10 protein-coding genes are annotated in these 13,449 nt (G+C 43.8%); 4 read left to right on the top strand and 6 right to left on the bottom strand.

What is annotated here, in order from left to right:
• Positions 1 to 75 precede the first annotated feature (75 nt).
• The 3 genes from ppk1 to ABXS85_RS14280 form a co-directional block, all read right to left on the bottom strand.
• Complete coding sequence (gene ppk1 / locus ABXS85_RS14270) at positions 76 to 2,307, bottom strand: polyphosphate kinase 1 (protein ID WP_353667190.1); 2,232 nt, start codon at positions 2,305 to 2,307, stop codon at positions 76 to 78.
• Positions 2,308 to 2,449: 142 nt separating this feature from the next.
• A complete protein-coding gene (gene hemB, locus ABXS85_RS14275) occupies positions 2,450 to 3,439 on the bottom strand; it encodes a porphobilinogen synthase (protein WP_353667191.1) in 990 nt (329 codons plus the stop codon).
• A gap of 118 nt (positions 3,440 to 3,557) precedes the next feature.
• Positions 3,558 to 5,492, bottom strand: a complete 1,935-nt coding sequence (locus ABXS85_RS14280) for an ATP-binding cassette domain-containing protein (RefSeq protein WP_353667192.1) — start codon at positions 5,490 to 5,492, stop codon at positions 3,558 to 3,560.
• Between the two features lie 200 nt (positions 5,493 to 5,692).
• Here ABXS85_RS14280 and hslO point away from each other — a divergent pair, with 200 nt between their 5' ends.
• The gene (hslO, locus tag ABXS85_RS14285) at positions 5,693 to 6,568 is read left to right on the top strand and encodes an Hsp33 family molecular chaperone HslO (protein ID WP_353667193.1); all 876 of its coding nucleotides are present in this window, start codon (positions 5,693 to 5,695) and stop codon (positions 6,566 to 6,568) included.
• Positions 6,569 to 6,611: 43 nt separating this feature from the next.
• On the opposite strand, the gene ABXS85_RS14290 is transcribed toward hslO, so the two are convergent.
• Positions 6,612 to 7,016, bottom strand: coding sequence for a CBS domain-containing protein (locus tag ABXS85_RS14290; RefSeq protein WP_353667194.1), 405 nt, complete (start codon positions 7,014 to 7,016; stop codon positions 6,612 to 6,614).
• A 422-nt stretch (positions 7,017 to 7,438) separates the two neighbouring features.
• On the opposite strand from ABXS85_RS14290, the gene mqo reads away from it, so the two are divergent.
• Both mqo and ABXS85_RS14300 read left to right on the top strand, forming a co-directional pair.
• On the top strand, positions 7,439 to 8,917 hold the full coding sequence (gene mqo, locus ABXS85_RS14295; RefSeq protein ID WP_353667195.1) for a malate dehydrogenase (quinone): 1,479 nt from the start codon (positions 7,439 to 7,441) through the stop codon (positions 8,915 to 8,917).
• Between the two features lie 74 nt (positions 8,918 to 8,991).
• Positions 8,992 to 9,255: a hypothetical protein gene (locus tag ABXS85_RS14300; protein ID WP_353667196.1), complete on the top strand. Its 264-nt coding sequence runs from the start codon at positions 8,992 to 8,994 to the stop codon at positions 9,253 to 9,255.
• Between the two features lie 76 nt (positions 9,256 to 9,331).
• Here ABXS85_RS14300 and ABXS85_RS14305 read toward each other — a convergent pair whose 3' ends face one another.
• Together ABXS85_RS14305 and rho are read right to left on the bottom strand one after the other, a co-directional pair.
• Positions 9,332 to 10,060, bottom strand: a complete 729-nt coding sequence (locus ABXS85_RS14305) for an NAD(P)H-flavin reductase (RefSeq protein WP_353667197.1) — start codon at positions 10,058 to 10,060, stop codon at positions 9,332 to 9,334.
• Between the two features lie 110 nt (positions 10,061 to 10,170).
• A complete protein-coding gene (gene rho, locus ABXS85_RS14310; protein ID WP_353667198.1) occupies positions 10,171 to 11,436 on the bottom strand; it encodes a transcription termination factor Rho in 1,266 nt (421 codons plus the stop codon).
• A 490-nt stretch (positions 11,437 to 11,926) separates the two neighbouring features.
• On the opposite strand from rho, the gene ABXS85_RS14315 reads away from it, so the two are divergent.
• Positions 11,927 to 13,444, top strand: a complete 1,518-nt coding sequence (locus tag ABXS85_RS14315; RefSeq protein ID WP_353667199.1) for a Ppx/GppA phosphatase family protein — start codon at positions 11,927 to 11,929, stop codon at positions 13,442 to 13,444.
• Positions 13,445 to 13,449: the final 5 nt, after the last annotated feature.

The following is a 13,449-nucleotide window of genomic DNA, read 5'->3' on the forward strand; positions in this document are numbered from 1 at the left end:
CATACTAGTGTGAATCAGACAATAAAAAACCAGTTCATTCAGAACTGGTTTTTTTGTGTCAGTAGAAAACTAGGTTTAGCTTTCCCTTGTATTGTCTGCCAGTTCGCTTAGCAAGGCTCGCTGTGCGCTACGGTACTCGCCTTTGCGTGGTTTGGATAATTGGTAGGAACCATCACTTTGCAAAATCCAACTTTGGGTATTATCGGTAAGATAATACTCCAGTTCCTTCTTCACACGACGAGTTTGCTTGTAATCTTGTAGTGGAAAAGCCACTTCAATTCGATTATTCAAGTTACGGTCCATGCCATCCGCACTGGACAAATAGACCTCTGGGTTGCGATCGTTGTAGAAGTAGTAAACTCGTGTGTGCTCAAGAAAGCGGCCAATGATACTGCGTACTCGGATATTGGAGGAGATACCTTTAATACCAGGTCTGAGTGTACAGATACCACGAACAATCAGGTCAATTTTTACGCCAGCCTGAGAAGCTTTGTACAAAGCCTGAACCAGCTTCTGTTCTGTTAGGGAGTTAACCTTGATGATGATGCGAGAAGGTTCGCCTGATTTCGCATTTTGTGCTTCTCTGTCGATCATTTCCAGTAAGCGATCTCGAAGCGTGAAGGGCGCGTGCAGTAATTTTTTTACTTTTAGTTCTTTACTCATGCCAGTCAATTGCTGGAAGACTCGATGGACATCGTCACCAATGTCTTTACTGCAGGTCATATAACTGTAGTCTGTATATAGGCGCGCATTACCTGCGTGGTAGTTACCTGTACCTAAGTGAACATATCGGGTTAAATTATTGCCTTCTCGACGCACGATCAAGATCATCTTAGCGTGGGTTTTGTGGCGCACGACACCATAAACCACAATGGCGCCAGCGTCTTGTAAACGACTGGCTAACGCCAAGTTTTCGGCCTCATCAAAACGTGCTCTCAATTCGATAACTACCGTCACTTCTTTTCCGTTACGAGCCGCTTCTACTAAAGCGTTGGCGATAGGTGAACGCGCCCCGGTACGATATAAGGTTTGACGAATTGCCACCACGTTCGGGTCTTTGGCCGCTTCACTGAGTAGGTCAATGACGGGCGAAAAACTCTCAAACGGGTGCATTAACAAGTAGTCGCGCTGACGAATTGCTTCAAATAGTCCACCTGCACTGGCCAGTTTCCTCGGTAGGCCTGGCGAGAATGGGGAGTACATCAGATCAGGGCGATCCACTAGCTCTAATACGGCCATCAGTCGACTTAGGTTCACAGGTCCATCAATACGGTATAAATCTTGTTGTTCTAAGTCGAATTGTTTCAGCAATGAATCGACAACATGGTCAGGGCAGTTGTCGGCAATCTCAAGTCGTACAGAGCTTCCGTAATGGCGGCTTTGTAATTCGGTGCGCAATGCACCAGCAAGGTCGACACCTATGTCATCTGAATCGACTTCCAAGTCTGCGTTACGGGTCAGGCGGAATTGATAGCAGCCTTTGACCGTCATGCCTGGGAACAATTGGTCCGCATGGGCGTGAATAATAGAGGACAGAAATACCATGTTGTCGCCGCCTTCACAGACGTCGTCAGGTAATTTTACTAAGCGTGGTAGTGAGCTTGGTGCTGGTACGATAGCGAGACCATTTTCACGGCCAAAGGCATCACGCCCTTCTAATTCGACCACAAAGTTAAAGGTCTTATTGGCCAATCTAGGAAAAGGGTGAGCAGGGTCTAACCCAACTGGACTGATAATGGGTAATACGTTGTCACGGAAATAGCGACGTACCCAGTTAGATTGCTTGTCTGTCCATAGGGAACGGCGGATGAAGCGTACATTTTCGTCCGCAAGCTTGGGAAAAATAATGTCATTCAGAATACGGTATTGTCGGCGTACTAATTTGTGTGCGTGCTCACTGATTAGGCCAAGTACTTTTTTCGGGTGCATGCCATCTGGGCCGTTTTTTTCACGACTGTATTCCAGCTGGCTTTTTAAACCCGCAACACGAATTTCGAAAAATTCGTCCATATTAGAGCTAAAAATGCATAAGAACATCAAGCGGTTAAGGATGGGGTGGTTTTCATCCATCGCCTGTTCAAGTACGCGTGCATTGAATTGCAAATGGCTCAATTCTCGATTGAAGTAGAGTTCAGGGTCGGCCAAGTCAATTTCTTCGGGCAGGCGTTCTTCGATCGCTATTTTGGTTGGATCTTGTGGCTGCTCAGGGATAGGCTCAAGCACCAGCTCAGCATCAATCTCAGTGTGCATTTCAGCTGGTGGCGCGATTTCTTTCTTTTCTACTTCAATAACAGGCTGCTCAGACATTTGCTTCTATTCTCTCCAAATACCGTTCATCTATGGTTGGTATCTTTATTAATGCTACTTTTACGTAAATAAAAGCAACTCTTAACAAATTACACCAATGCAGCCTGCTGGTCACCAGATTATCTGGCTTTATTTCATTTATTCAAGCTTTAAGCAGGCGTGCCGCGTCTTTTGCGAAATAGGTTAAGATGCCGTCTGCGCCAGCACGCTTAAACGCCAGCAAAGATTCCATCATGACACTGTCTTTATCTAGCCAACCTTTTTCAAAGGCGGCCATGTGCATAGCATACTCACCACTAACTTGGTAAGCGAAAGTAGGCACTTCTAATTCTGATTTTACACGGCGCACTATGTCCAAATAAGGCATACCTGGTTTCACCATGACCATGTCGGCACCTTCATCCAAATCCAACATGACTTCACGAATGGCTTCATTGGAGTTCGCAGGGTCAATCTGATAAGTGAATTTATTGCCTTTACCTAGATTGCTACTGGAACCAATTGCATCGCGAAAGGGGCCGTAATAAGCGGAAGCATATTTGGCCGCATACGCCATGATTAAGGTGTTCACAAAACCTTCGGTTTCTAATTCGTCGCGAATTTCCCCAATACGACCGTCCATCATATCTGATGGTGCGACCACATCAGCACCTGCTTGAGCATGAGATAAGGCCTGTTTGACCAAGGTATCCACAGTCACATCATTTAACACATAGCCTTCATCGTCAATGATGCCGTCTTGACCATGAGTGGTATAAGGGTCAAGAGCCACATCGGTCAGTACGCCAAGTTCAGGGAACTTAGCTTTTAATGCGCGTACCGCTCTTTGCACAAGACCTTCCGGATTGTAAGCCTCTTCTGCCAATAAGGATTTTTGATCGGCTTCGATCACTGGGAAGAGGGCGACAGTAGGAATGCCAAGCGCAACCAATTCTTTGGCTTCTTCTAACAACAGGTCGATGGAGACTCGTTCAATGTTTGGCATGGAAGGCACGGCTTGGCGTACTTGAGTCCCTTCTATAATAAACATTGGATAGATTAAATCGTCGACAGTGAGATGATGTTCACGCATTAGGCGACGAGAAAAATCATGTTTACGCATGCGGCGCATACGAGTGTATGGAAAGGTCATCCACATATCTCCTTTTCGCAGTGTAGGAATGTACGTTAGTAATGTGACAATAATAAGTCAGACGCTTTAGAAAAGCCTTGTGATAAGGCAATTCTCAGCCCTTTGTCCCATTTATTACTCAGTTAGCAGCTTCGTTTAGTACAGCTTCGGCTTCTTCCAGTGCTTCTTGCGCCAAAAACCAAGCTTCTTCACTTTCTTCTAGAGTCTTTTTCCATTTGGCTTCGTCACTGAGTAAGGCTTGCAATTGGGCTTTTTGCTCGGCTTCATAAAGGTTGGGGTCAGCCATTTTTTCGGCAATCTTATCCAACTCTGTTTGGGCTTTGCTGACGGCTTTTTCGTGTTGTTCAATTTGTTTTCGTAACGGGCGAAGCTTTTCACGCAATTCAGCAGCTTTGCGGCGCTCTTCTTTTCGATCCACTTTTACTGCATTGGCGTTTACCTGTGCTTTGTCTTTGCGATTGGCCTGTAGTTGGCGTTCTTGCAGCCAAGCATGGTAGGTTGTCAAATCGCCGTCAAAATCTGAAATTTGGTGGTCTGCTACTAAAAAAAATTCATCCACCGTACTATTGAGTAAGTGACGATCATGCGACACCAATAAAATAGCGCCGGGGAAGGCTTGTAAAGCTTCTGTTAGGGCTTGGCGCATTTCCAAATCCAAGTGGTTGGTCGGTTCGTCCAAGACCAAGAGGTTAGGTTTAGTCCAAGTAATGAGTGCCAAGGCCAAACGTGCTTTCTCACCTCCAGAAAACCCTTTTACCGGGCGCAAGGCATCGTCGTCAATAAAGCCAAAACCGCCAAGGTAACGTCGAACATCATTTTCTAATGCGGTAGGCGTCAAGCGTTGGATGTGAAGCACTGGAGAAGCGTCTAAATCCAAAGCACTAAGCTGATGTTGGGAGAAGTAGCCAATGGCAAGGTTTTCACCACAGATTTTCTCTCCTTTTAATAATGGGATTTCACCAACGATGGATTTTATCAAAGTCGATTTACCCGCACCGTTCGGGCCTAATAAGCCAAGACGCTGACCATCGCGAATGGAGAAGTTAGTGTTGGCTAATTGTACCGAGGGGTCATTGTTCTCTGTTTGATAACCCAAGTCGGCCTGAATTAAATTGACCAATTGAGCAGAGGTTTTGTCCGCCACAGGGATGCTGAACTCGAATTGTGAATCAATGTGCGCAGGGCCAATCAATTCCATTTTTTCCAGCATTTTTAAGCGACTTTGTGCTTGCTTGGCTTTGTCGGCTTTATAACGAAAGCGATCAACGTATTGTTGTAAATGAGCACGCTTTTGTTGTTGTTTCTCGAAATTGGCTTGTTGTTGGGCTAAGTGTTCGGCACGTTGGCGTTCGTAATCCGAATAGTTGCCTTTGTAGAGGGTCAGCTTCTTCTGATACAAATGAACGATGTGAGTACAAATACCATCGATAAAGTCCCTATCATGGGAAATCAGCAATAGGGTTCCCGGGTATTGTCGTAACCAGTTTTCTAGCCACAGAATGGCGTCTAAGTCTAAGTGGTTAGTTGGCTCGTCCAATAGCAAAACATCGGAAGGGCACATCAAGGCTTTGGCAAGATTGAGACGAATGCGCCACCCACCTGAAAAGTCGGCTACCGCTTTGTGCATGTCCGCCATTGTGAAGCCCAAGCCTTGTAGCAAGGTTTCAGCCCGCGATTGAGCACTGTAACCATGCGCATTATCGTATTCAACCAGCCAATTCGCGTGCTCATTATCATCGCCAGCGGCTTGTGCCGCGGCAATGTTGGCTTCTATTTTTCGTAACTTATCATCGCCGTCCAAACAATAGTCCAAAGCCGAGCGTTGGCTTTCTTCTACCTCTTGCGCCATAAAGGCAATGCGACGTTGCCCTGGCAAGACAATTTCTCCCGTGTCGGCCTGTAGGTCTCCTCGAATCATGGCGAATAAAGAAGACTTACCAGCACCATTGGCACCAATAAGACCCACTTTTTGACCTTCAAAAATGGTGAGATCGGCTTCTTCTAATAAAAACTGTGTGCCACGTTGTAAACTGACTTCGGTGAACTGGATCATAAAAGGGTTTTGTCTCTTACCTCAAATTGAGGGTCGCATTGAATGTGGGACTATTTTAGAGCGACCTAATAAGAAACGAAATAGCAAAGCGTGCTCTTACTGGGTTTTACAGTGGATGATTGTACAATGCGAGGGTAAAATGGCGCGCATCTGTATTAAGAATGTATTTACTCAGCTTAGGGTTGAGAAGGTGTTATTTAGTGAATAATTTATCGGTTAATGAAATACAACGATTTTCTTTTGATCACACTAATGTTCGCGGTGAACGTGTTTTGTTGAGCAGCGCTTATCAAGAGATTATTCGTCGTAAAGATTACCCCTTAGGGTTAGAAAAACTATTAGGGGAGTTTGTCGCTGCCATTGCGTTATTGCGTGACATTATCAAAATCGATGGTGTGTTATCTATGCAGGCAAAAGGCAATGGCTTTTTGTCGACCTTGATGACGGAATGTGACGAGTTCCAAAACCTGCGTGGCATTATTCAATGGGATGAGTCTCAAACTGTGCCTGAAGAGCTGTCGTTAAAAGACGTATTAGCCGGCGGTTATTTGGTGATTACCATTCAGCCGCGAAATGGTCAGCGTTACCAAGGTATTGTTGAGCTTGTTGGTGACACCTTAGCTGAGTGTCTGGAACAATATTTTTTACAGTCTGAGCAATTGCCAAGCCGTGTTTGGTTGGCGGCTAATGGATCACAATGTGGCGGCTTATTCTTACAGCGTTTGCCACAAGAGCAAGCCAAAGCGGGTGATGAAGATGCTTGGGATCGTTTTACGCACCTTGCTTCTACCGTGACAGATGAAGAGTTGTTGGGGTTAGAAACGGAAACATTATTACACCGTCTTTACCATGAAGAAGCATTGCGCTTGTACGATTCTAAACAAATGCAATTTGCTTGTTCTTGTTCTCGTCAACGTATGATGGATGCTGTGATGTCATTGGGTGCGGAGGAAATTCGCGAGCTGTTGATCGAGCAGGGCGCTATCAAAGTTGATTGTCAGTTCTGTGCTGAAAAGTATGAGTTTAATGAAGCCGATCTTAACGATATGCTAGGCGACCAAGCGCAAACACACTAAGCTTGTCTTGTTTCTAAGTGGCTAGTTTATTAAGTTAGGCTGCTTATGAAAACTTGGCGTGATGGATTAGGTCGCGCCAAGTGATGATGCCAATCACATAATCTTCGTCGTCTACTACAGGCAAGCAGGAAATATCTACCTTTCTCAACCATTCTAGAATGTCATTAATTGGTGTGTTAGCTTTCACTCGAATGGGTTGGCGCGTCATGACTTGATGAGCAGCACGATTCAAAGTGTCTAAATCTCTTGCTTGTTCCGATACGCTGTCTATGAAAGGACTGACTAAACGTAAAATATCTCTATCTGAGATGATACCGACCAATTTATCTTGATCTGTTACCGGCAAATGATGAAATTTGTGCTGTTGGAGCAGTGCTATGATTTGCGGAACTCTTTCATCCATGTCGACACAAATGACATTTTTTACCATGATATCTTGTGCTTTCATTATTTGAATCTCCATGCTCTTTGCGTTGCAATTTCGTCTGGTGATAGCGAATATTACGAATTAAATATAGAAGCAAAATCGAAGCAAGATTTTTGTTAATGTCTTAAACATCGTATTTCTTGCCGCTAAAGTCAATAATTTTGCAGGGAACTGGTTTTGCAAATTGTGAATATATCAACAAACTTATACTAAGGTCTCAAGACATTGCCAGCAAAATCCGTATAATTATCCTCAATCTACTTAGAATAAACGATAGCTTGTAGGTTATTTGATCAGTTTTCCTTAGTAAGAGCGTAAGTATTCTAAGAAACCGAGAAGAAAGTTATGCAGTACCTCCTCTAATAATAATTAACTGCTGGCCAAAAGCCCTCTTTCTAACATCAGTCTCAACTTTACAATTGGGTATGACACGGCGAAATTTTATGAACTCAAATTCTGTAGACGTTTTACTCGTCGGCGGCGGTGCCATGAGCACCACATTAGGCGTATTGTTAAAACAACTTGATCCACACATGTCCATTATGATGGTGGAACGATTAGATAGCGTCGCAAAAGAAAGTACGGATGGCTGGAATAATGCGGGCACGGGGCACGCAGCTTATTGTGAGCTTAATTACACATTAGAAAATGAAGACGGTACAGTCAATATAGACAAGGCTGTAAACATAAACGCCGCTTTTGAGGTGAGTCTACAGTTTTGGTCATATCTTGTTGAGCAAGGATTATTGCCTGCTCCTCAAGAATTTATTAATCGTGTACCGCACCAGAGTTTTGTGTGGGGTGAGCGTAATGTGAAAAGTTTGAAAGCACGTTATGAAGCCATGAGCGCACATCCAGCTTTTAAAGAGATGCAGTACACAGAAGATCGTGAGCAAATGGTGCAGTGGATGCCCTTGATCATGCAAAATCGCGGTACAGATGAGCCCTTGGCGGCAACTCGCATTGAGCATGGCTCGGACGTTAACTTTGGTGCCATCGCACGTAACATGAGTAAGCTTTTGGAAAGCACGGATAACTTTGAGCTAAGTCTGAAGAGTGAAGTAACCGATTTAGAAAAAAACTCTGAGGGTGGCTGGAAAGTGACCTTGGATGTAAATGGTAAAGAGCGTGAAGTAGATGCTAAGTTTGTCTTCTTAGGCGCTGGCGGTGGTGCTTTGCCCTTGTTACAGAAGTCTGGCATTAAAGAGAGTGATGGTTACGGTGGTTTTCCTGTTAGCGGTCAATGGCTAGTATGTGAAAAACCGGAATTAGTCGAGCAACACTTTGCAAAAGTGTACGGTGCAGCGCCCATTGGTGCGCCACCTATGTCTGTACCGCATCTGGATACGCGTATTATTGATGGTAAAAAGGCTATTTTATTTGGCCCATTTGCGGGTTTCACGACCAAGTTCCTTAAAACGGGCTCTTTCTTGGATTTACCAAAAAGTGTTCGCTTTAATAACATCAAGCCTATGTTGAGTGTGGGTAAAAACAACATGGACTTGACGCGTTATTTGATCAGTGAAGTGATGCAATCACACAAAGATCGTTGTGACTCTTTACGTCAGTTTTTTCCTGATGCGAAAGATGAAGATTGGACTCTGGCATACGCGGGGCAGCGTGTTCAGATTATCAAGAAGGACGAAAATGGCGCAGGTAAGCTGGAGTTTGGTACCGAGGCGATTACTTCTGAGGATGGTTCTTTGGCTGCTTTGCTGGGGGCATCTCCGGGGGCGTCAACAACAGTAAATACTATGATAGATATTCTTGAGCGTTGTTTCCCTGAGCGCTTAAACGACGGTGATTGGCAGGCCAAAATGAAAGAGATGGTGCCATCTTATGGTGAGTCTTTGATTGAAAATACCGATTTGTTGTTGTCGATTCGTCAGCGTACTTTGGATACCTTAAAACTAAAACCATAAGGTGTAATTGTGTTGTTTTAAAAAGCTGGGCTTTGGCCCAGCTTTTTTATACCAGTCAAATTAAGAGAAGAAAAATGGCAATAACTTTTGCAGAACGTGCAGATCAATTGTGTGATAAATTGCGCGACTTAGAACACCAAGCTCAGGAAGGTGATGAGCTTTTCTTTTGTGCTTACCTGCTTGGGTTGCTTGGTTTGCACAGCAATGCTGATGGAGAAGGCGCAGACGATTTCGACCATGCATTTCATGGAACTCTGCTTGATACCTTAGAGGCAGAAGGCATGACAGAGGAAGATCAGCAACAGATTCTGTCCCTATGGCAATCCATTACCCAGTGATCTTTGTTCCCTAGCTAAAAAGAGAAGCGTTTTGCTGCTCTTTTTAGTTTGGTATCTTGTCGGACTTAAGATAGAACTATAGGTTTGGTTTTTCTGGTCTTGGTGCATAGGCAAACACATCGGAAAAACAGTGAGACTCTTTTAAACCTTGTTTCTCAAGTTGCTCAAGTGTGCCGTAAACCATGCCGACTGAGCCGCTGATGAAAGCGTATGCATTCGATAGGTCTGAATGATCAGCTAAAATGGCTTGATATAACCAGCCAGTTCGCCCTTGCCATTGTTCAGAGGCTTCATTAACAACCACATCAAGCGTAAAGTTAGCCTTTTTTTGTGCTTCTTCGAGCCAAGCTTGTGCAAAAGTATCTTGAGCGGTGCGAACACCCCAATAGAAGGATACCTTACCTTTAAATTTACGCGCCACTAAATCGTTAAACAGACTTTTAACTTGGGCAAACCCCGTCCCGCCAGCTATGAGCAAAATATGTTCTGAAGACAGAGGCAGTTTGCCATTTTCTAAATGGCAATCACCACCAGGTGCTTTCAATGTCACGTTACTAGACTGACTTAGGTGTTGAATCACTTTGCCTGCTAAAGAATCAGGATCAGAAACTAAGATATATAAGATGAGTTCAGGCAGCTCATGAGGAGCACTACCAATGGAGTAGGGTACTTGTTCGCCAGTAGGGAGTTTAATCATCACATACTGACCAGCGATAAAACGAAAGTTGTCGAGCTCTAAGTTAACTTGATAAACATCTTTGTTAATAAGCTCTACGGCTTTCACTTTAGCGGTTACTTCATTCATCTTATATCTCCATAGCAGACTGGCATTATTCAGTCGCCAATGCTTTTTAGGCTGAGTTCAATGGAAAAAAAACCACTTGTAAAAAGTGGTTTTTAATTCAACTTATGGGCTTACTTATTCTTGCCCTTCATGGATTCAAAGAACTCATCATTCGTTTTAGTCACACGCAGTCGATCAATGAGGAACTCCGTCGCCGCGATGTCTTCCATTGGGTTCAACAGCTTACGTAAGATCCACATGCGTTGTAGTTCATCTTCTGAAGTCAGCAAATCTTCGCGACGAGTACCAGAACGACGAATGTTAATCGCAGGGAAGGTGCGCTTTTCAGCAATTTTACGATCAAGGTGAAGTTCTGAGTTACCAGTACCTTTAAACTCTTCGAAAATAACTTCGTCCATTTTCGAACCTGTGTCGACCAATGCTGTTGCAATAATGGTTAAGCTACCACCTTCTTCAACATTACGTGCCGCACCAAAGAAACGTTTTGGACGTTCAAGTGCGTTAGCATCCACACCACCTGTTAGTACTTTACCAGAGGAAGGAATGACAGTGTTGTAGGCTCGTGCAAGACGAGTGATAGAGTCTAACAAGATAACAACGTCTTTTTTGTGTTCAACCAAGCGTTTGGCTTTTTCAATGACCATTTCTGCGACTTGAACGTGGCGTGCTGGTGGCTCGTCAAAGGTCGATGCGACAACTTCACCGCGCACGGTGCGCGACATTTCAGTTACTTCCTCAGGACGTTCATCAATGAGCAATACAATCAAATGACATTCAGGGTTATTGCGAGTAATGGAATTAGCAATATTTTGCAACATGAAGGTTTTACCCGCTTTTGGTGGCGATACCACCAAGGCGCGCTGACCTTTACCCATAGGAGCAACCAAATCAATGATGCGGGAAGTGACATCTTCTGTAGAGCCATTACCCGCTTCCATTATTAAGCGTTCGTCGGCAAATAATGGTGTTAAGTTCTCAAATAAGATCTTGTTACGAACACTGTCAGGCTTATCGAAGTTGATTTCATTGACTTTTAGCAGAGCAAAATAACGCTCACCGTCTTTGGGCGGGCGAATTTTACCAGCAATAGTGTCACCAGTTCGCAGGTTAAAGCGACGGATTTGGCTAGGTGATACGTAAATATCATCAGGTCCTGCCAAATAAGAAGAATCTGGTGAACGTAAAAAGCCGAAGCCATCTTGTAATATTTCTAGAATACCATCGCCATAGATGTCTTCACCACTCTTAGCATGGCGCTTAAGAATCGAGAAGATAACATCTTGTTTGCGAGAACGAGCCATATTATCTAGGCCCATTTCTGAAGCGATTTCTAAAAGTTCGTGTACTGATTTCTGTTTTAATTCGGTAAGGTTCATAAACGGGTTTGTATTAGCTCATTTGAGGAAAATTGACAGGATTAAGTGATTCCACCTTATTTGGAGCAGTTAATCTGTGTCTGGAAGTATCTAACAATGTATCAGCTACTCGGCACCGAAGAAATGAGCAAATAATGACACAGCTTGCTCTATTTGTAAGGGCCCAGAAAGGGCTAAGCCAATACAGCGCGAAACAATTTGATTGGAATTTTAAAGTGAATCAACATCTAAGCTTCACTTTAAAACCATCCATACTATAGATCGACTTGGCGATGAGGTCTATAGAGAAAAACAGTAAAAAAGCAATTTTTGGTAATTTTTTGATCAAAATCTATTGTTTCGTCTGTTTGACGCAGAAAATAATGCGTCAGCTTTCTATCAACGACCAATTGAATAGAGATAATATGCTGATACTTGCTCGTACCTTTCTATTCAACTTAGGTGATATACTCTAGCGACTTTTTGATGTCAGCAGGATAAGGTTTTCTGAATGCAGTCACTCTTTTTGCAACAAACTCATGATTTTCCGTTTGAAAAAATTGCTGCCATTGATCTTGGTTCTAACAGTTTTCATATGGTGGTTGCGCAAGTGACTCATGGACAGTTGCGCATCACCAGTGAATTTGGAGAAAAAGTCCAGCTAGCAGCCGGTTTGGTAAAAGGTCACTTGGATGAGGCGTCACAACAGCGAGGATTGGAGTGTTTAGCACAATTTGCTCAAGTCATTGAGGATATGCCACCTGGTTCTGTGCGTGTGGTGGGTACTAATGCTTTACGTGTCGCGAAAAATCGTTATGACTTTATCGGCAATGCCATGGATATTATCAGTCATCCGGTGGAAATTATTGCCGGGCGTGAAGAGGCACGACTCATTTATGTGGGAGTGTCCAATACCATGGATCACGGTGAAGCCAAGCGGTTGGTTGTGGACATTGGAGGCGGTAGTACTGAGTTCATCATAGGTAAGCAATTGGAGCCCATTCTTACCGAAAGTCTGCATATGGGGTGTGTGAGTTTTGCTAAGCGTTTCTTTGACAATGGCATTATCACCAAGTCCAATTTTCAAAAAGCCGTTACCGCAGCGCGACTCGAATTATTAAGCATCCAAGACGATTATCTTGATGAGGCGTGGGATATCTCGATTGGTTCATCTGGTACCATCAAAGCAGCTTTCAATATTGTCAAAGAAAATAATTGGAGTAAGAAAGGCATTACTCCAAAAACCATCAAGCAAATTCAAAAGGCGTTGTTTCAAGCAGGGCATGCTGACCAAATTGATTTGGTGGGGTTAAAGCCAGAACGTAAGCCGACTTTTGCTGCAGGTATGGCGATTTTGACGGCGGTCTTTGAGTGCTTTGATATCAAACAAATGGACTTTTCAAACGGCGCCCTGAGAGAAGGTGTGTTATATGACATCATGGGACGTTATGCGGAAACGGATATTCGAGAGCGCACGGTTAACTATATGTTGAATCAATATCATATTGATACTGAGCAAGCCAAACTGGTGACTAAAACGGCTTTGTCTGCATTAGAGCAGGTCAAAGAGGCTTGGGGGTTAAGTAATATTTCCAGTGAAGACTTGCTGCGCTGGGCAGGCTTATTACATGAAGTGGGTGTCGGAATCTCCCATAGTCGTTATCACAAACACGGCGCTTACATTATCAGTGAATCGGATATGCCCGGTTTTTCTCAACAGGAACAACAGGCTTTAGCTAACCTAATTCTGCGTCATCGAAGAAAATTTAGTCAGTCATTGGGCTTTCGTTTCACCAAAAGTGATCAGCAAGATCTAGACCGTTTGTCCATTTTGCTACGACTATCCATTTTATTGCACCAGGATAGAAAGGAAGGGGATATGCCTATTTTTACGCTAAAAGCCGACGGTAAGAATTTGCATGCGGAATTTTTATCTGGATGGTTAGATAGTCGCCCTCTAACCTTGGCAAATCTACAAAGAGAAGCCGAAATGTTGGTCTCTAGTGGTTATGACTTTACTTTCGAGTAGCACTG

The organism is Marinomonas sp. THO17, assembly GCF_040436405.1.
In the GTDB taxonomy this organism is placed as follows: domain Bacteria; phylum Pseudomonadota; class Gammaproteobacteria; order Pseudomonadales; family Marinomonadaceae; genus Marinomonas.

What these genes read in the sequence shown, in the direction of transcription:
- mqo (WP_353667195.1), top strand. Translation starts at nt 7,439, where the DNA reads ATGAACTCAAATTCTGTAGACGTTTTACTCGTCGGCGGCGGTGCCATG.
- ABXS85_RS14290 (WP_353667194.1), bottom strand. Translation starts at nt 7,016, where the DNA reads ATGAAAGCACAAGATATCATGGTAAAAAATGTCATTTGTGTCGACATG.
- ABXS85_RS14280 (WP_353667192.1), bottom strand. Translation starts at nt 5,492, where the DNA reads ATGATCCAGTTCACCGAAGTCAGTTTACAACGTGGCACACAGTTTTTA.
- ABXS85_RS14300 (WP_353667196.1), top strand. Translation starts at nt 8,992, where the DNA reads ATGGCAATAACTTTTGCAGAACGTGCAGATCAATTGTGTGATAAATTG.
- ppk1 (WP_353667190.1), bottom strand. Translation starts at nt 2,307, where the DNA reads ATGTCTGAGCAGCCTGTTATTGAAGTAGAAAAGAAAGAAATCGCGCCA.
- ABXS85_RS14315 (WP_353667199.1), top strand. Translation starts at nt 11,927, where the DNA reads ATGCAGTCACTCTTTTTGCAACAAACTCATGATTTTCCGTTTGAAAAA.
- rho (WP_353667198.1), bottom strand. Translation starts at nt 11,436, where the DNA reads ATGAACCTTACCGAATTAAAACAGAAATCAGTACACGAACTTTTAGAA.
- hemB (WP_353667191.1), bottom strand. Translation starts at nt 3,439, where the DNA reads ATGACCTTTCCATACACTCGTATGCGCCGCATGCGTAAACATGATTTT.
- ABXS85_RS14305 (WP_353667197.1), bottom strand. Translation starts at nt 10,060, where the DNA reads ATGAATGAAGTAACCGCTAAAGTGAAAGCCGTAGAGCTTATTAACAAA.